An 18,671-nucleotide genomic window follows, 5' to 3' on the forward strand; every position below is an offset into this window, starting at 1 on the left:
AGACAACCCCCCAAACAAATAGTTTTAAATGACAACAGACAAATTAAAAGTGACAATCCATATGGTTTCCAGTCTTGACGGAATTATTGCCAAGAAGGACAATAGCATTTCCTGGTTTGAAACTTCTCACCACTACGATCAAGGCGTAGAAGGTGATGACCCAACGGAATTTTTAAAAACGATAGACTGCTATGTAATGGGTTCAAAAACATACGAACTGGCTTTGGAACTTTCAAAAGATTATGGATGGGCTTATGGAGACAAGCCCACTATTGTGCTAACGAATCGCAACTTGAAAAGCGACAAACAGAATATTGAATTCTATCCGGGTGATTTAAACAAAATCATACATGAGTATTTGAAACCAAAATATAAAAACATTTGGGTGGTTGGCGGCTCTGGTTTGACCAGAGACTTGATTCAACTGAAATTAGTAGACGAAATCCGGGTAAGTATTTTACCAATTATACTTGGTGAGGGGTTACCATTTTTCAATCAGATTAACCAGGAACAGGCATTACACTTAAAAGGTGCAAAAGCATATAAAAACGGGATGGTAGAATTATGCTATGAGATAATAAAATGACTGTTAAAGAAAAAAACACTGCCCGTAACATCGGTTTGGCAATATGGTGGCTGAAGTGCTTCCGGGAGCCATTTATGCTAGGTTCCACAGCGGGAATTCTATCGTAATTTTGTGTTAAAAACATGACACGCTGACAAGCCAGGAACTGTTACCAGCAATTTTGACAAAAATAACTCGATATCAATGGATTTAATTATTATAAAGTAAACTTATTTTGTAAAGTAAATGCTGAATTCAATTCATTAATGCAAGGGTATTGCTAAAATAGACCTCATTCGGTGTTTTATAGTTAAACATTTTCAAGGGTCTGTTATTGAGTAAATGTTCAACTTTGTTTATCTGACTTTCAGATACTTCATCAAAATTAGTTCTTTTCGGAAAAATCTTCTTAATTGTCCAATTCTATTTTCGACACTTCCCTTTTCTTGAGAACTATAGGGATTTGTAAAATAAACATCAATATTTAATTGATGATGATTAGCAAATGCGAGATCATTATCTGTTGTTATACTGCGTATTGGTTTTTCAGTTCTGTTAAGTATTGATTTTATTTTAGAATTTATGTATTTAGCATTTTTGTGCTCAATTTTTTCAACCATGTTTTACGAGATTTTCTATCTTGTATTATTAAAATACCAGGTTTACGATTTTTCCTAAAACTATATCCATTTCTGCATGCCCAAATCGCTTTCTTAAATTAATATGATCTGGCCTTTGGCTGATTGGTATTCTATTTAAAATTCGAGCTCTGTTTTCGTATACATTTCCTCGTTTACGCCTTCTGCCGTAGTGCTTGAGGAATTTATGCAAAGTTTTATATGCCTTACCAGATCTTTTGTTTCCATGTTTTGATGTCCAGATAAACTTATAAATAGTTTCGTGGCTTACCATCTCAACTTTTTCCAACTTAGCTCTGCCGCTTATTAATTCTGGAGATAACCTATCATGTACAATCAGTTTTTTGATTTTGCACTTAAGCTCGTCTGTGAGTTTGATTGCCTTTGGTTATTTTTATGCCTCTGAACTGTTTTCTTTGTGCCGATTCAGCACAATAATGTCCTGATCCTCTTCCCCTTTTAGCAATATTGCGGTTAAACTCTCTACTAATGGTCGATGCAGATCGATTCAATAATTGAGCTATATCTTTTTGAGAATGACCAGTTTCTAACAAAGCCTTAATTTTTAATCTTTCTTCAAAACTCATTTGAGAAAATGTCCTAACTTTACACATACGGAAATATTGAAAGGGAGCAAAACTTTTGATTCGACACCATAAAGTTCTTGCTTCCTTTTAATTTTTACAATATTTCCTTGCATTTATGACTTGAACTTAGAAATATGTTAATTCAAGCTATAACTTTTAGTGTTTCAATTGTCTTTATATCATTCATGGTTGGAATGATTATGACCGCATTAATTAAAAATACAAATTTTTACAAAACAAAACTATCAAATTTAAATTTTATAAAAAGTGATCTTCTCAACCAAATTATTGGTGTTGGTATTGTAAAATGGATCGTGAAGTATACTTTTTTTAAATTTTTAAATCCGAATTTAAAATTTCATAAAAAAACGGGTATTGCAGAAATAAAATCTATTCGCAATGATATGACTAAAGCTGAAGTAGACCATTTATTTGCATTTTTGTTTGTTTCACTATTTATGTTTTCTGCGATTTACAATCAAAAGTTTTTTTTAGCACTCACCTTGTTACTTATAAACATACTAATGAATTTATATCCATCCCTTTTACAGCAACAGAATAAAAGAAGAATTGATAAATTATTATCAAAATTTGAAAAGCGAAAGGAAATAAACTGAATAAATCAAAAAGCTGGTCAAAGCCATTTGGTAAAAGGTGGGGTTTAGTGCTTCTAATGAAGTTCAGTTTCACAAAACCTGCACTTCAGTTAGTCACAAACCATGTTTGGCAATTTTCCGACACCCTGTACAAACAGCCAAACTACTTGATTTTGACAACAACTTTTCCTTTTGACCGACCGGTTTCAACATAAGACAAAGCATTATTTGTTTGCTCAAATGGAAACACCTGATCAACAACAGCTTTTATTTTTCCCAACTCAATTAATGAGCTTATTTGACTTAATTGTTTGCCATCCGCTTTCATAAACAGAAAAGTAAATTTTACATTTAATTTTTTTGCCTTTCTCTTTATACCAAAACTCAATAGTTTTGTTATAAATTTAAGATACCCGGGCAAACCAATTTGTTCTGCAAATTCAGGTGTTGGTGGACCAACCAATGAAATAAGTTGTCCGTTTGGCCTTAAAACCCGCAGCGACTTTTCAAGAATTTTTGTATCCTTATTGCTGTGCAAAACGACATCATACTCTTTCAATAAAGTTTCAAAGTCTTGTGTTTTATAGTCAATAACAATATCTGCCCCTAATCTTTTTACTAAATTAAAATTAGCAGAACTTGTAGTGGTGGCGACAGTTGCCCCCAAATGTTTGGCTAATTGAATGGCGAAGGTGCCCACGCCACCAGAACCCGCTTGAATAAAAACTTTTTGTCCCTTTTGAACATTCGCTAGTTCAACCAATGCCTGCCAGGCTGTCAATCCGACCAAAGGAATAGAGCTTGCTTCTTCCATGCTGAGATTTTTTGGCTTTAAGGCAATCTCATTTTCAGCAATAGAAATAAATTCTGCAAAAGTGCCTACATGATGATTGGCTGAACTTGAATATACTTCATCGCCAACTTTGAAATTGCGAACTTTTGAGCCAAGTTTTACAATAACACCGGCGACATCGCGACCCAATTGAAAAGGGGATTTCAAGGGCAGGAAAAGTTTAAAATCACCATTTCGTATAAGTAAATCGATTACATTGACAGCTGCCGAATGGACTTGCACCAATACATCATTTTCGTTAATTGCTGGTTCTGACAAATCTGTCAAATGCAGTTTTTCTTCTTTGCCGTAGTTTTTTACTATGAATGCTTTCATTACTTTACTTTTTATATTACTAAAATTTACTTTGCTAAAAATACTAAAACACTTTTTACAAACTCTTCGTGATTTTGAAATATACCACCGTGTCCGGCATCTTTATAAACAATTAATTCTGAATTAGCAATTCGCTTTGCTAAATCATAGGTGTTGCTACTTGGTACCATTCTATCATTGTCGCCATTGGCAATTAATACTGGCTGCTTAATTACAGACAAATCTTGTGGTGCTTGCAAACCCCAACTATGAATCGCTTTTAACTGATTTCGAAAAGACTTAATCTTTATTTTTTTATCCCTATTTTCAGTCCGTTCTTTTATTCGAGCTAAAAATTCCTTTGCTGATTTTTTACCATTTTCATTTTGATTAAAGAACAAATAGAATTTAGGGTCTCTAAAAGTTAAATAAGCCCTTAGCATATCCCAATAGGTAATTTTTGTAACATTTTTAATGCCTTCGCCACCGGCGGGACCAGTACCTGTCATTACAGCTTTGCGGACAAGATTCGGTTCTTGTAACATTATTTCCTGTGCTATAAATGCACCCATCGAAAATCCTACAAGATCAACTTTTTCATATCCCATTGCTTTTATAAAACCAATAGCATCTTTTGCCATTTCTGCAATTGTTAAAGGGGTTGTCCCTTCTGTAGTGCCAACACCCCGATTATCAAAAGCAATTAGTTGATGTACAGAAGCGATGCCATCCATAATTCTTGGATCGCAATTATCTAAGCTTGCACCCAAATGATTAAGAAATACTACAGGAATGCTTCCATTTCCATTACCCAGTTTTCGGTAATAAAATTTAGTTCCGTTGACATGAATTGTATCTGTTTTTACATTTTGGAATGTCATACTAACTGAGTTTAAATTCTGTGAGTACATAGTATTGCTCGTTTGCGATGAGTAATCCAAAGCCCGAACTTGCACCCGTAACCAAAATTTTTTTGCTCATTTTTATATGTTTTAAGCTTAAAATTGTAATTTTACTTGCATTTTGCAAGTGCAAATATACATTCTACTTTCAAAATGCAAGTTATTTTTTAAATATTTTAGAATTATTTTATGGAAACTATTAATAAAAGGTCAGAATGCCCCTTAAGTTGCTCACTTGACGTATTTGGCGACAAATGGTCCTTACTTATCATCCGAGACTTAATGTTTGGAAATAAGTGTACCTATAATGACTTTTTAAAATCGGATGAAGGTATTGCTACCAACATTTTAGCCTCAAGATTAAAAGGACTTGAAGAAAATGGCCTAATTGAAAAATCAGCACACCCGGACAGTAAGGCAAAAATTTTATACAAACTGACACAAAAAGGAATTGACTTATTGCCTATCATTATGGAAGTATACATTTGGGCAGACAAATATTTAACGATACCACCAGACATCAAGGCAACAATAAAGGAAGCAAAAAAAGACAAAGACAAATTTGTAAAACGGATAACGAAAGAAATCAAAGCAAAATAATAACAGGAAAAAAACAGCTGAGATCAGGGGCTTTGTATAAGTGAAGCTTTTGTACCAAATGTCTATGTTTGAATGCTAATAAACTTTGGTGCTACATTGAACATTAGTGCTTAGATATCCACAGCTTTGACAAGCCCTAAACCCTTAATCAATTCAAATCTCTTAAAAATACATCTTCTGCACTTCCCGGGGTCGAACGATCGGAGTTTTTGGTAAAAATGCAATGTCCACAAATTCTATTTTTCCGTTGGGTGTTATTTTTAAAAGGACGGACTGATACGGCTTAAATTCAATTTTCAATTTTTGAGTTTTTCCATTCAAACTCAACTTAAACTCCGAATGGATTGATTCGGTAGCCAGCGACTGACCAGAATAAACTGGATACTGCAAATTTTTAGAAGGCCATTGCGCTAAGAATAAATAATGGCTTCCGTCTTTTGTAGTCCGGCACCAATATTCAGGCAAACTATCGCCTTGAATTAGCGCAGGATGATCTATTAACTTCACAAAACTTTTTGAAACAGATTTCAATGATAACAATTCGTTCAGCATGTTTGCAAATTCATCCGATTTGGACTTACCGGGTTGAACAGGCAGCTGTTTAATACAAACGGGTAAACCTTCTTTAGCCAATTTTAAAATTCGCTTGAGTGCCCGGATATCCATATATTTAACATCGAGGTATAACAAGGAAAAGGCAGCATCTCCAACTACCAGTTTATTTTTTACAAACTTTGCTTTTTCTAAAAAATGCCGGTTAATCCATAACGGATGATACCCCGCAACTTCAGCCGGTGGAAAGATGTAGCGCATTTCATATTCACCCCAAACCCAAACCCGCTGCTTTTCCGGTGGGTAAGCTCCTTTCATGACCGCATCTTCATAGGGAATATAAACTGCGACATCGCTATACGTTTTTCCTTTTTGTAAAATTCCCGATACCTTTTCTACATAAGAATTAAATCCAGCGAGCTCATCGGTCAAACTTCCACCCGGACCAAAATAACAGGTTGCAAAAAAATCAATGGTGTCCGAACCTTCAGGATTGAATGGTGTACCACAATAAATATGTTGATTGACTCCATGTGCAAACAATGCATCCGCTACCATTTTTAAATCGGCCGTTTGCTCTTTGCGCAGATAGGTTGCAGGAAATCCGTACATGCAGGTGAATGATTCAGATGATACCATTTTTTTGGAAGCTAAACAGGCGGCAGAACTTACAATTTCAGAATAATTTGGATTGTTAAGCATAGCCTCTGTTTCAGGAATATCTGGCAGGGAATAAGTGGTCATCACATCGGTTGGCGCTCCCAAACATTGCACCCTGGACCAGGCGCCCATTTCTTTACATTTTTTAACATAGGGAACATAAAATCCATTGGTAACGTATTCATCCAGATGCAACATATAATCATACCGCACATCCGGAAAAGAATCAATCCCTAATTTCATAAAAGGGACTATGTCATATCCAAATTTTAACTTAAATGTTGAATCAAAACCGGGTGTCCATATTTTATTTTTTTTATTCAGTTTGATTTCCCACGAATCTGTAAAAAGAATGGCTTTAGAACCCTTTAATACATCCTTCATCGCAGCTTGATAAGGCTTTGCAAATAATTCAAATGCATTTGCATCCAGATGATTGATTACCCGCATCGTCTGGGGCCATGCCCAGGAAAAAGTCAGGAGCTGACTGAATGAAGTATCCCCATAAATTTGAGTACCATATTGTTTATCAATATTGAGTCCTGCAACCGGCCAGGCACTTCCGAACGTGAAATCACAAGCCATGCCAATGGAATCTGCATAACGCTTTGTATACGCAACAATTTCAACCCATTCATTGCTAAGCCACTTTTGTGCACTGGTGTCAACCGGATAATGCCGGTTGTAATCTTTTGCATACCATTCCTGGTAGCGATGCAAAGGATAAAGCCAGGCAATCTCAACACCTCCAAAATTATTTTTCTTTAACCAATCCAATTGAAATTTAACATCGGATTCTTTTATTTTTGAAGCAAACCAAAACCAACGGGTCAAGGGTTTTGAAGAATTATAGAATTTGCTATTGGGCTTAACTTTATCTGGCGGTGAATCTGTTGGATAAATTATACTTGCTAAAGGAACGAATAGTAAAAGAATAAACAATTTTAACAGATTCATTCTGCAAAAATACGAATTCGCTAAAATTCAATCCCGGTTCTTTTGAATACTAAATTCAGAATAAAAATTATGACTATAAAAAACTACTTTTGCAATTCTTGAACTACAGTTACAATAAAATCATTAAGGGATCTCTTTTAAAATGAAACAAAGATTGCTTCGATTGGGATTGGTTTTGCTGTGCATGCTCTTAGGCTGGATCTTTGGATACATAAAAGTGCCTTATTTTGAAACAACGCATTCATTTTGGATCGGTTTTATTGGATGCCTTGGAATCTTTGCGTTTGTTTTTATGCTTTATTGGGCCTGGAATTATAACAAGGCCACTAAACTGATTGAAACCACCAGCAACATAGATGCTGGTTCAGGATTCCAAAGGTTTTTCAAATTTAAATTCTTGCTTTTATTCGCCTGCTCCGTGCTCTTTTTTTATTTTCTATTCTCCCAATTGTTTAATAAAAGTTTATACGAAAAATTAAATCTGGCTAAGGAGGAACTGAAATCGTTTCAGGATAATATTAACCTGGAAGAGCAAAGAAACAATATGGCTTTACTTCTGGCTTTGATTCACGAACTGGATTCTACCGAAGAAAATTTCCAAAATAAAGCAGAAGCTGATGCAATGATTCATCGCATTGCAGCATTGAGTGCTTCGTTTAAAATAACCAAAGAATGGGATATGGAAAACAAAGTATATCAATCCTTGAGTTCGGAAAGAGGGATGCTCTTACTCATTTTAATCACTTCGATAAGGGATTCCAATTACTTTACTAAAATAAAGCAAAACGTTAGTTTTTACGGAGCAGATTTAAGAAATGCTGATTTGAATGGCTTCAATTTAAGCGGCATAGACTTGAGCTATGCAAATTTACAGTACGCAAATTTACAAGGGACTAATTTGAATAATGCCAACCTAAAAGGCGCAAACATGCTTGGAATAAATTTAAACCATGCCAAACTTGTTGAAGCCAATTTAATTGCAGCAAAATTAAATTGGGCTAAAATAAATGAAGCCGATTTACATCTGTCCAAATTAGATAGTTCCGATTTATCAAATACAACCATTCAGAATTCAAATCTAAATCATACAACCTTCATTCAAACTTCCTTATGCAATGCGATCTTGCATCAATCAGATTTAAGTTACAGCACCTTTTCGGGTACAAACATGTCGAATGTAAATCTCACGAAAACAAAATTAAATTATTCCGACGTCTATAATACAAATCTCAGCAATGCCATTCTAAACGATGCCATCATACACGAAAATTGGATCGAACGATTAAGTGAAAGAAATAATGTCGGGGTGAAGGAGATGCTCGAAAAATATCAGATGGTAGCAGACAGCAGCATGTATAAAGATTCAATCATTTATTGTCTAAAACCGAAAATGCAATAAGCGCATTAAATATAATAAATCATTTAATTTGGAATGAATCTCAAGTATTAAAGAATAAAATACTCAGCTTCTATTTAGAAGCACATTGATTTTATTCGCAAATTTAATAACCATGTCGTCCTTAGATCTAAAATTATCCATTCCAATTTCTAAGGCCCACATATAATAGCCTTGAAGATCATTTAAATAGGCTGTTAAGAGATCCGGAGTACAAACTGTGTTTTCATTCAAATTATATTTTTCCTTAAGTTTATATCCCAACTTTTGCCCGATCTCATTATTAATAATATCGATGTAATTATCTTCCGGACTGTTGATCGAATCTTTTAATTGATGCATGCTGAATTTGCCTGATGTAATTTCCGGCATATTATTTCGTTCGTGCAAATCGGCTATGAGATCTGCCAATTCTTCAGAAAAAAATGAAGTAATAATGGCCTGAGCTGTAACATGATTAAACGTATTGATAAATCCCTTTTCCGAACTATCCCGTACCGTTTTGTAAGCTAAATTAGGTGTATTGATATGCCGGAATGATTCCTCGGCGAGATCATAAAAAGACATATCACCAGGACCAAAGAATGCAGGCCTTCTTCGTGATAGCATGTAAATATCGTCTAATTCATCGCGTTGCCTGATGGTAGTTGGATTGGAAAGTACAAATCGAGTCCGGCTTAAAAAATCAGCCTTTTGAAGTTTTAAGATCTCGTTTTGACTTACCCCTGAGCTCATGGATCGGGCTATTGTTTCCCCATTGCTTGTATAACTTATATTGACAACAGAATGAATACATTCCATGCTATCCATTGCCAAATAATCTTTATCGTATTTGATAGATACTACGGTTTTTAAGTGATCTAAATTTTTGAAACGCGTAGACATTAACACTTTGCTCTTCACCCCAAGATTGCAACAATTTTCTAAATCTGATTCGGGTAGTTGAGATTTGGACAAAGTGAGCAATTTAAAGGCAAAGCCCTCCTTCATTCCAATTTGATTGCATGAACTAATACTGTTTGCTGCAAATGCAAGCACTAAAACTAAAAAAAGAAGTTTATAAATTGAATAATTCATGTTTCTATTGAATTGTCAAAGTTATTTAAAATTCGATAAATTTTTATTGAATTAGATTCCTTAAAATATACAATTTATACCTTATCAATTTAAAAAATAGGATCCATTAATTGCCTGCTTCTAATTATGTTTGTATTTCTATTTTTAAATATGAAACAATATATTCTCATTTTATTTCTCATTTTCTCAATCAATGCTTCATTTAGTGCTAACATTTATAACATCAAGTCCTATGGTGCAATTGGCGATGGTCTAAAAATTAATACCGAAGCCATTCAAAAAGCAATTGATCAAGCGCATGCTGCAGGTGGTGGTGTTGTGTTAATACCAAAAGGTAAGTTTGTGTCGGGGTCCATTGTTTTGAAAAATGGCGTGGAACTACATCTCGAAAAACAGGCATACCTACTAGGCAGCATTGAAATTGCTGATTATATAAAACTCAATAGATGGAAAGCTTTAATCATGGCAGATGGCGCTTCAAATATAGCTATTTCAGGAAAAGGGACCATCGATGGGAGAGGCGCAGAACTTGCTTTACACATCGACAGCCTGTTTTATGCCGGAGTAATTGATAGTTTCAATTATTATTTAGCTGAAAAAAGACCCTGGGCCGAATTGAGACCACAAATAATTGAATTCAATCGTTGCAGTAATATTAAAGTTACAAATGTCACTATAAAAAATTCAGCCTGTTGGGTTCAAACCTATGAAAAATGTAAAAATATTGTAATCGACCGCATCCGCGTAGACAGCGATACCTATTGGAATAACGACGGAATCGACATCGTTGATTGTCAAAATGTACAAATCACCAATTGTTATATCAACGCTTCAGACGATGGGATCTGTATAAAATCGGAAGATTTTAGTCTATCACAAATTTGCGATAGCATCTACATTGCGGATTGTACCATTCGCTCCAGTTCGTGCGCAGTAAAATTTGGTACGTCCCTCGTAAGTGGTGCCAGAAATGTCGTCATTAAAAATATTAAGGTATATGATACCTATCGATCTGCAATTGCTATTGAATGTACCCAAGGAGGTTTTATAGAAAATGTTCTTGTTGAAAATATCGTCGCTAAAAATACCGGGAATGCTATTTTTATACGCATAGGGAAAGTGCGCGGTGCACCACAAGCAGGACCTTTGCGAAATGTTACCATAAAAAACATGCATGTTTCTGTTCCATTTGACAAACCGGATAAAAATTATATCATAAGGGGTCCTGATTTAGCAAGTTTTCACAATATATTTCCATCTTCGATCACCGGAAATCCTGGCGTGTATGTCGAAAATGTACATCTTGAAAATATTACGATCAACTATCCGGGAAGAGGCAATAAAGCATATGCCAATCTTCCTTTATATCGAATCAAAGATGTTCCGGAGCTCGAAACTGCTTATCCGGAATTTTCCATGTTTGGTGAGTTGCCTGCCTGGGGTTTTTATGTAAGGCATGTAAAAGGATTAAGTTTTAAAAATATAAATATTAAAATAAAAGATCCGGATTACCGCCCTGCATTTGTCTTTGATGATGTACATGGTTTAAAACTTGAAAATATTAAAGTGAGCGGTGACAACAAATCTTCCCCTATCTTTTACAAAGACAGCAGTATGGTGGAATGTGTTGATTTAAAAGTTAATTTAAAATAGCTTAAAAGATTTTCCTGTTTACAACTTCAAAATTATTAAGTTCAATCTTATTTGTCCTCCAGTTAATATCTGTAGTTGCTGGTTTAAAATAAATAGCATTAAATAGTATGCTAAGGCTTTCAATGCCTATAAATCTTTTCGATTAAATCCACGGATTGCATAAAGGATCGGAATTAGCATCCAAAGCAACATGATCCCGCCGGTATAAAATATTCCTTGTACACTTCCAAAAAATTCTTTGTACAAAGCTCCGGTATAACCCATCAACGCACTGACATCCATTTTAAGCATAACAGAAACTCTTGCTAAATCAATGGGATTTAATGCGGTCAACAAAAGCGTGATTTTTTCTAGCGGATAATCACTGAAATTAAATAAAATCATCAGGACCAGGCCGTCATAAATTAAAGCAAAATAAAACCATAACAATAAGATGATTCCGATTCCTCTGGCTTTATCTCTTGAATGTACGGACGCAAAAAATGCCAGGGAAGTACATACGCTTGTTAAAGCAATCCCTGTCCACAACAATGTAAGACTGCTCTCAGTAGGATTGTAAATTAAAATTGGGATTCCCATGCCTAGCAGCAGGGCCAAAATCAAAGAAGAGGCCGTGCTCAGAAATTCACTCCACAATACGCGACTCCTGCTGAGAGGCTGCGATAACAACATCTCTATAAATTCATACGAGTTGTAATAATGTATGGTCGCAAAGATCATACTAATCAATGGGATGGTAACCAACTGAATGTTGAGCAAACTCAGTACGGCCTTACTGGTATTTTCCTCGAGATTAAATAATAACATACTAACCAAAAAAAGGAATACCGTATAGGCCAATATTACTTTATTGCGAACGATATCATAAAATATGTATTTAGACAATTTCCACATGTGTTGCTTCATTTTTAATCTTCATAAACCTCGCAATTGCCTTTCCAAATTTTTCCTCTCCAGTTTGTTGTTTCAATTCATTTAAATTACCATTAAATTGAATGGTGCCTTCCTGTAAATACAATACGTGTGTGGTTAAATCATCCAAATCACTTAATATATGGGAGGTAATTAAAATCAACTTACCCTTAGCTTTTTCTCGTTGTATTTTTTCCTTAAGCAGTTCAGAAGACAGAGGATCAAGTCCGGCTGTGGGTTCATCCAATATTAAAATTTCAGGATCAAATAGAAATGCAACTGCAGCACTTACTTTTTGTCTGGTCCCACCACTCAAACTTCTCATGGGTTTTTCCCAAATGTCATGTAATTTATAAAGCTCCAGCATTTCTTCATCTAAATTCACCGAACTGCGAATGGACTTCAATAAACTAAACAACTGACCTACCTTCATTTGATCTGGATACCTGCCAATCTGAGGCATATACCCAATTTTTTTGCGATAGCTTTCATCTTTAAAAATAGATGCTCCATCTAACTCAATTTGACCCCGGTCTGGCCTAACCAATCCAAGGATGCATTTTATCAATGTGGTTTTACCAGATCCATTGGGACCAATCAATGAAATCACCTGGCCTTTATTGAATTGTACGTGGATGTCGTTCAATGCAACTAATTTTTTAAATCGCTTCTCTAAACCACTAATCCGAATCATAATTTATTTGGAATTATTTTGGGTTGAATGTCAACTAAATTTTCAGGTGTAAGACTTGGAATAGCCTTTTCCGCTTTATCCAGGGTAGCAATTAAAATACTTCGCAATAAAATTAATGCATTCGGATTTTGCTCTACGATCATTGAATACATGCTTACCGGATGATAGGGTATGTCTCCAAATCCATCTTTGGTTCGGTCGTATCCTTCGTATTTATCCCAGTAGTTTTGACTAAATCGACTCAATACATTGCTTCCGTTAGTGGCAACGTCGAAGGTATTTCCAATAAAATTATTGTGCTGAAACTGGATGTCGTTGCAACTGGCCTGGACTTTTAAAGCCCAGCCATTTTCTTTAAAACGATTCTTTTCAATAACCATTCTGCTGCTGCCTTCCATATGAATGCCTATGGTGTTTTGATCAAACGTATTGCCAAAAATCCAACTGTCTGAAATATCTTTCAATAAGATGCCATAAGATGAGGCACCCCAGTTGTTTTCAAAGTGATTGGATTCCATCGTGACTTCGTGCGAATACATCACAGCAACACCAGCTCCGTTTTTTATAAATGTATTATTTGCATAATAATCTTTATGCGAAAACATAAAATGCAATCCATATCGTACGTTTTCTGTACTGTAATTGTGAAGGATACTGGATTCCGTTACAAACTCAAAATAAATTCCATCTCTGTGTCCACTGATGTGATTGTTTTCAATTAAAGCATGGTTGCATTTCCAAAGATGAATTCCATTACCGGAAGTTTGTTCGCTTTCTGCCTGCCCTGCAATCCAATTGTTTTTAATATGAATTTGACTGGTATTTGAAATATGAATCCCAAAATAAGAATTTTCAATTTTATTATTTTCAATCCGAATATTCTCAGCATCTATACATTTAATTGATGCAAAATCCTTTGTTACCGATTTTCCACAATTTATAAATGTGATCCCGGAAACCACAATATTTTTTCCGCTAATTGTTAGTATTTCAAACTGCGACTTTCCGTCTAAGACCGGATGATTGATACCTGTAAAAACCATTGTTTGCTGAATGATCAGATTTCCTTCTGAATAATGTCCACCATCTACAATCAGGCTATCGCCCGGTCTGACATTTTGGAGTCCTTCCTTAATCGTTTTTATTGGGTGATTGGGTCCTACATAAATGGCGGAAGCGTGCAATGAAATATTTAAGAGAACCAAGCACAAACAAACGGCATAAGCTGAAATTTTAATCTTATTCAATGCTTTGATAAACTGCATTCCAGTCAAATAATTTTGCGTTAGAATTTTCAGCATATTTGTTAGCATTTAATTCATTGGTATATGCAGCAAGGTTAAAATTCATCGGACTTTTGATTCCGTCTCCAAAAACAAATGTACATTGATTTACAGAGATGAATGCATTCGGATTGTCATAATCTGCAACCACCATGGTTTTAATCGTATTGGAATCAAAAGTTCCGGATTTCAATAAACGGATCATGCACCCAATATCATCAAACTTATACAGTTTACCCTTATTGGTTATAATCTGCGAACCAAATTTTGGATCTACAATTCCCATTTTACACATATAGCAAACATCAGTTCCCAATTTAAATGGTTCTGGTTGCACATTGCAAGATGAAACCGACAAGACTACTGGAATAATAAGAATTGCTGAAAATTTTATCGGAATTTTAAATGGAAATTTATGATGTCTGTAATATTCATAAATCCATAGAAGTATCATGATAGATGCTGCTATGATAACAATCCAGCCTCCTATATCCGGGAGGGAATAGGCATCAAAATTTAAGAGTCGTTTATGGCCCAACAACGGTGGTTGATAGGAGAGTCCTGGCACTTTAATAGCTGCCGTTTCATCCAGATTGTGTCCATAATCATAACCCCATCTGTAAAAATCAAACATAGCAAATACCCCACCAAATGCAGTAAATACAATATACCAAAATAAGATTGCCAATCGGCCGAAATAGGCTACTAACAAACCTAACAAAATATAAAATCCCACTACATAAATTAAAAATTCAAATTCAGGAAACATTTCCACTTTGATGTGTCGCATTCCAATATAGTGATTTAAACCATTGATAATTTCTACATCTCCTTTTAAAGTGTTTAGCCAGATTTTCATGGTTAAGCCTTCAGGATACTGCGGTGCAAATAAGTCAATTCGCCATATTGGAACAAAATAAGTAACAATCAATGTAAGGGAAGTCAAGGCTACAATGATCCTGGATTTATTTGTAATTTTTGTCATAGTATAATATTTGAAAAAAATACGGGCCGGGTAATTAATACACCGACCCGTTTACTCAAATTAAATGCTTCTGGAACTCTATGTTCATTTTGTAGGAGGCAATAAGACTCCATCCACGATATATATCAGTCCATTGGTTGCGGGAACTGTTGCTATTACATTTGCATTCCCATTAACCATCATCTTTCCATCTTTCAGTTGAATAGTAATGTCATCACCACTTGCCATTCCAATGGTTTGTCCATCTTGTAAATATTCCTGCTTATAAACTCCAACTGCTACGTGGTATTCGAGAATCCCTTTCAGTGCATCCTTTTTATCAGGTTTCATCAAACCTTCAACAGTGCCTGCGGGAAGTTTATCAAAAGCTGCATTGGTAGGAGCAAAAACAGTAAATGGACCTGCATTTGCAAGATCATTGACATATTCTGCTTGTTTAAGCGCTGCAACCAAGGTGGTATGATCAGGTGAGCCAACTGCAATTTTCACAATATCCTTTTGTGAATCATTGTCCTGTACACCTGCTTGCCCTAAATCTGCTTCTGCAGCGGGAGTAGCTGCAGCTTCGGTTTCTGTTTTTGTTGGTGCATTGCATGCACTAAATAATGCTGCACCCAGTAGAATTAATTTATAAATTTTCATATGGATTCGATTTTGAATGAAATATTATGATGAATAAATTATTTAGCTACAGGAGCTGCTGCCTCAACTTTTTTACCAGTGCTAAATGTAATGGGTACATTGGATCCAGGTGGACTAACCCGAATGTATCCTTGCATTTCCTGGTGCAATGCTGAACAAAAATCAGTGCAATACATTGGAAAAACACCAATCCGATCTGGTTTCCATAGCAAGGTTTGTGTTTCTCCAGGCATAATCAATAACTCAGCATTGTTAGCTCCTTTCACTGCAAATCCATGGGGTACATCCCAATCTTGTTCGAGATTGGTTACGTGGAAATAAACTACATCTCCTAATTTAACCCCTTCAATATTATCTGGAACAAAGTGCGAACGGATTGATGACATGTAAACATGTACTTCATTTCCTTTGCGTTCTACTTTCGCATGTTTTTCACCCAAAGTTGCATATGGGTTTTTATTTTCTTCTATTTTATAAACTTTGACGCTGTTTTTAGAAATAAGTTCTGCCGGAATTGCTTCTGCATAATGTGGCTCACCAATAGTCGGAAAGTCTAACAACAATTTCATTTTATCGCCATCAATAGAATACAATTGTGCACTTTGTGTTAACTCAGGACCTGTGGGTAAATAGCGGTCTTTGGTAATTTTGTTGTAAGCAATTACGTATTTGCCCCAAGGTTTCTTAGTAGGTCCTCCTGGAACGCACAAGTGACCAATGGAGTAATATGTTGGTACCCGATCCAATACTTGCAAATCACTAACTCTCCATTTTACGATTTCTGAAGACACAAAAAATGAAGTATAAGCATTTCCTTTATCATCAAATTCAGTATGCAAGGGGCCCAAACCTGGCTTTTTAACTTCACCATGTAAAACTGCTTCGTATTTCAATACTGGAATTCCTTCGTAATCTCCATCAAAATTTTTAGCAGCAATTGCTTCTTGAATTTTTGTGAATGAAAATACAGGAATCATAGCTGCTAATTTTCCGCTACCCACTATGTATTCTCCTGTTGGATCGGTATCACAACCGTGTGGAGATTTTGGACAAGGCATAAAATAGACCATGTCCGGACAATCTTTTGGATCCAGAACAATCACTTCCGTTTCAATTTTTGATGTTGCACTGTGTGTTTGTTCGCTGTATGTATTGTGAGCATATTTAACTGCTTTTTTCATGCCTTTGCCCTGAGCAAGGTATTCTTCTGCTTTTTTCCAATTGACCGCCATAACAAAATCTTTGTCTTTTTGACTGGCGTTCACTTCCAATAAGGTATTGGCGCGCTCAGAATTATAACAGCTAAAGAAAAACCATCCGTGAGATTTTCCTTTACCGGCACGCGCTAAGTCAAAATTGATACCCGGCAATAGTATTTGGAAAGCTATCTTCATAGCACCGTCATTTTTATCAACACTAATAAAGCTTACAGTTCCTCTAAAGTTTTCTTTATAAGTTGAAATTGCTACATCTTGCTTGTCTCCTATAGGTACACTGAATCGCGTTCCAGCAACAACATATTCTGTGTTCTCTGTAACAAAAGGCGAAGAGTGATTTCCTCCACTATTTGGAATTTCAATTATTTCTGCGGTACGGAATGTCTTTAAATCAAGACGAGCAATCCGCGGAGTATTGTTTGCATTTCCAAATGCCCATCTACCATCATGTACCCCATCAGTTACTGAAAGTGCTGGGTGGTGTAAATCATCCCAAGGCACAAATCCATGAGAAGTATTCAGCATGGGTTTGGTTTCTTCTGCGTATCCATATCCTTTCTCTGGATCAACAGAGAAAACTGGAATTACTCGAAATAGTCTACCAGAAGGCAATCCATAAACAGACATTTGTCCGCTAAATCCCCCGGAAACAAAGTTGTAAAACTCATCGTATTTTCCTGGTGGGACATAAGCCTTAACAGCCGCATCACCGCTTACAGCAGTTTGAATTCCTTTTGGCTTGCAAGCATTCATACACATTGCAAGTGAAAAGAGTCCCAATAAAATGGGAAGATATTTTAGCTTTCTTAGTTTCATTTTAATAAATTTTGTATGATAGATTGTATATTTATTTTTCACCATCATTGGATCTCATAAACTCAATCACCTGGCGTGCTTCTTCTTTGCTTACATTTTGATTGGGCATTCTTACCAAACATTGCTCGAGTAATTTTTGTGCTTCCTCGTCTTTTTCCAACATCATATCGACATTGGTAATCATATTAACAATCCAGGTGGGATTTCTTCTTTTTGTAACACCAGCCCATCCCGGTCCAACCAATTTTTCGTCTGTGAGCTTATGACATGCTAAACATTTGAGGTCATAAATATTTTTTCCTCCGGTTACCCATTCGGCATTCAATGGGCTAGAAAATACTATTTCACCTTCTTTTACTTCCGTTCCATGCACTTCTGGTTGATTTTTGGTTAGTTCTTGTACATCATACATTTTAGCGTCTTTTTTAACGCCTTCACTACAACCGAGAGGAAGCCAAATAAGGCCTAGAAAAAGAGCCGAATAAATTAATAATTTAGTTTTCATGGTCCAGAATTTTTTAATTAAAGATAAAATTGTCTTTTTTAATAATACAAAAATATCCGAATGGCTAATTTTGCCTTATGACCATTGTCAACAGGAGCCATGATTTTTGTCACTTGGGTTTGAATGCCATGATCTTGTTTTGGAAATTCTTCCTGAGGGTTCTGGCTGTCTAATTTATACCTAGGTGGTATTTTTTGATTTGTTCTCCATTAGTAATTTGTCTCCCAATGAAGGTATTTTTGAAACACATAGATACATAGGCACATAGTTTACATAGAAGATTTTGT

19 protein-coding genes are annotated in these 18,671 nt (G+C 35.5%); 5 read left to right on the forward strand and 14 right to left on the reverse strand.

Going from position 1 to position 18,671, the window contains the following annotated elements:
• Positions 1 to 28: 28 nt before the first annotated feature.
• On the forward strand, positions 29 to 586 hold the full coding sequence (locus IPJ80_05795; protein ID MBK7912994.1) for a dihydrofolate reductase: 558 nt from the start codon (positions 29 to 31) through the stop codon (positions 584 to 586).
• Positions 587 to 921: 335 nt separating this feature from the next.
• Here IPJ80_05795 and IPJ80_05800 read toward each other — a convergent pair whose 3' ends face one another.
• The 3 genes from IPJ80_05800 to IPJ80_05810 all read right to left on the reverse strand — a co-directional run bounded on the left by IPJ80_05800 (position 922) and on the right by IPJ80_05810 (position 1,790).
• Positions 922 to 1,185 carry a hypothetical protein gene (locus IPJ80_05800; GenBank protein MBK7912995.1) on the reverse strand — a complete coding sequence of 88 codons (264 nt, stop codon included), beginning with the start codon at positions 1,183 to 1,185 and terminating at the stop codon, positions 922 to 924.
• 28 nt (positions 1,186 to 1,213) lie between these two features.
• Positions 1,214 to 1,477 carry a hypothetical protein gene (locus IPJ80_05805; protein MBK7912996.1) on the reverse strand — a complete coding sequence of 88 codons (264 nt, stop codon included), beginning with the start codon at positions 1,475 to 1,477 and terminating at the stop codon, positions 1,214 to 1,216.
• An 82-nt stretch (positions 1,478 to 1,559) separates the two neighbouring features.
• Positions 1,560 to 1,790, reverse strand: a complete 231-nt coding sequence (locus tag IPJ80_05810; GenBank protein ID MBK7912997.1) for a helix-turn-helix domain-containing protein — start codon at positions 1,788 to 1,790, stop codon at positions 1,560 to 1,562.
• 134 nt (positions 1,791 to 1,924) lie between these two features.
• Between IPJ80_05810 and IPJ80_05815 the strand changes: the two genes are divergently transcribed.
• Entirely contained in the window at positions 1,925 to 2,407 is a 483-nt protein-coding gene (locus IPJ80_05815) for a hypothetical protein (GenBank protein ID MBK7912998.1), read from the forward strand.
• A gap of 142 nt (positions 2,408 to 2,549) precedes the next feature.
• Here the strand turns inward: IPJ80_05815 and IPJ80_05820 are convergent, their stop codons facing one another.
• A complete protein-coding gene (locus IPJ80_05820; protein ID MBK7912999.1) occupies positions 2,550 to 3,554 on the reverse strand; it encodes an NADP-dependent oxidoreductase in 1,005 nt (334 codons plus the stop codon).
• Between the two features lie 26 nt (positions 3,555 to 3,580).
• On the reverse strand, positions 3,581 to 4,444 hold the full coding sequence (locus IPJ80_05825; GenBank protein MBK7913000.1) for an alpha/beta hydrolase: 864 nt from the start codon (positions 4,442 to 4,444) through the stop codon (positions 3,581 to 3,583).
• Positions 4,445 to 4,624: 180 nt separating this feature from the next.
• On the opposite strand from IPJ80_05825, the gene IPJ80_05830 reads away from it, so the two are divergent.
• On the forward strand, positions 4,625 to 5,035 hold the full coding sequence (locus IPJ80_05830; protein MBK7913001.1) for a helix-turn-helix transcriptional regulator: 411 nt from the start codon (positions 4,625 to 4,627) through the stop codon (positions 5,033 to 5,035).
• 162 nt (positions 5,036 to 5,197) lie between these two features.
• On the opposite strand, the gene IPJ80_05835 is transcribed toward IPJ80_05830, so the two are convergent.
• Complete coding sequence (locus IPJ80_05835) at positions 5,198 to 7,204, reverse strand: hypothetical protein (GenBank protein MBK7913002.1); 2,007 nt, start codon at positions 7,202 to 7,204, stop codon at positions 5,198 to 5,200.
• A gap of 142 nt (positions 7,205 to 7,346) precedes the next feature.
• Here IPJ80_05835 and IPJ80_05840 point away from each other — a divergent pair, with 142 nt between their 5' ends.
• Positions 7,347 to 8,603 (forward strand): pentapeptide repeat-containing protein, encoded by a 1,257-nt coding sequence (locus IPJ80_05840; protein MBK7913003.1) that lies wholly within the window; start codon positions 7,347 to 7,349, stop codon positions 8,601 to 8,603.
• Between the two features lie 63 nt (positions 8,604 to 8,666).
• Here the strand turns inward: IPJ80_05840 and IPJ80_05845 are convergent, their stop codons facing one another.
• Positions 8,667 to 9,677: a hypothetical protein gene (locus tag IPJ80_05845; protein ID MBK7913004.1), complete on the reverse strand. Its 1,011-nt coding sequence runs from the start codon at positions 9,675 to 9,677 to the stop codon at positions 8,667 to 8,669.
• Between the two features lie 150 nt (positions 9,678 to 9,827).
• Between IPJ80_05845 and IPJ80_05850 the strand changes: the two genes are divergently transcribed.
• The gene (locus IPJ80_05850) at positions 9,828 to 11,330 is read left to right on the forward strand and encodes a right-handed parallel beta-helix repeat-containing protein (GenBank protein ID MBK7913005.1); all 1,503 of its coding nucleotides are present in this window, start codon (positions 9,828 to 9,830) and stop codon (positions 11,328 to 11,330) included.
• 126 nt (positions 11,331 to 11,456) lie between these two features.
• Here the strand turns inward: IPJ80_05850 and IPJ80_05855 are convergent, their stop codons facing one another.
• The 7 genes from IPJ80_05855 to IPJ80_05885 form a co-directional block, all read right to left on the reverse strand.
• On the reverse strand, positions 11,457 to 12,224 hold the full coding sequence (locus tag IPJ80_05855; GenBank protein MBK7913006.1) for an ABC transporter permease subunit: 768 nt from the start codon (positions 12,222 to 12,224) through the stop codon (positions 11,457 to 11,459).
• Positions 12,208 to 12,936: an ABC transporter ATP-binding protein gene (locus tag IPJ80_05860; protein ID MBK7913007.1), complete on the reverse strand. Its 729-nt coding sequence runs from the start codon at positions 12,934 to 12,936 to the stop codon at positions 12,208 to 12,210. The genes IPJ80_05855 and IPJ80_05860 overlap by 17 nt, the downstream gene beginning before the upstream one ends.
• Positions 12,933 to 14,201 (reverse strand): nitrous oxide reductase family maturation protein NosD, encoded by a 1,269-nt coding sequence (gene nosD, locus IPJ80_05865; protein MBK7913008.1) that lies wholly within the window; start codon positions 14,199 to 14,201, stop codon positions 12,933 to 12,935. The genes IPJ80_05860 and nosD overlap by 4 nt, the downstream gene beginning before the upstream one ends.
• The gene (locus IPJ80_05870; protein MBK7913009.1) at positions 14,176 to 15,204 is read right to left on the reverse strand and encodes a nitrous oxide reductase accessory protein NosL; all 1,029 of its coding nucleotides are present in this window, start codon (positions 15,202 to 15,204) and stop codon (positions 14,176 to 14,178) included. Before IPJ80_05870 ends, nosD begins: the two co-directional genes overlap by 26 nt.
• An 84-nt stretch (positions 15,205 to 15,288) precedes the next feature.
• On the reverse strand, positions 15,289 to 15,846 hold the full coding sequence (locus IPJ80_05875; protein MBK7913010.1) for a fasciclin domain-containing protein: 558 nt from the start codon (positions 15,844 to 15,846) through the stop codon (positions 15,289 to 15,291).
• Between the two features lie 38 nt (positions 15,847 to 15,884).
• Positions 15,885 to 17,879, reverse strand: coding sequence for a Sec-dependent nitrous-oxide reductase (nosZ, locus tag IPJ80_05880; GenBank protein ID MBK7913011.1), 1,995 nt, complete (start codon positions 17,877 to 17,879; stop codon positions 15,885 to 15,887).
• A 31-nt stretch (positions 17,880 to 17,910) separates the two neighbouring features.
• Positions 17,911 to 18,384, reverse strand: coding sequence for a cytochrome c (locus tag IPJ80_05885; GenBank protein MBK7913012.1), 474 nt, complete (start codon positions 18,382 to 18,384; stop codon positions 17,911 to 17,913).
• Positions 18,385 to 18,671: the final 287 nt, after the last annotated feature.

The organism is Saprospiraceae bacterium, from assembly GCA_016714025.1.
In the GTDB taxonomy this organism is placed as follows: domain Bacteria; phylum Bacteroidota; class Bacteroidia; order Chitinophagales; family Saprospiraceae; genus Vicinibacter.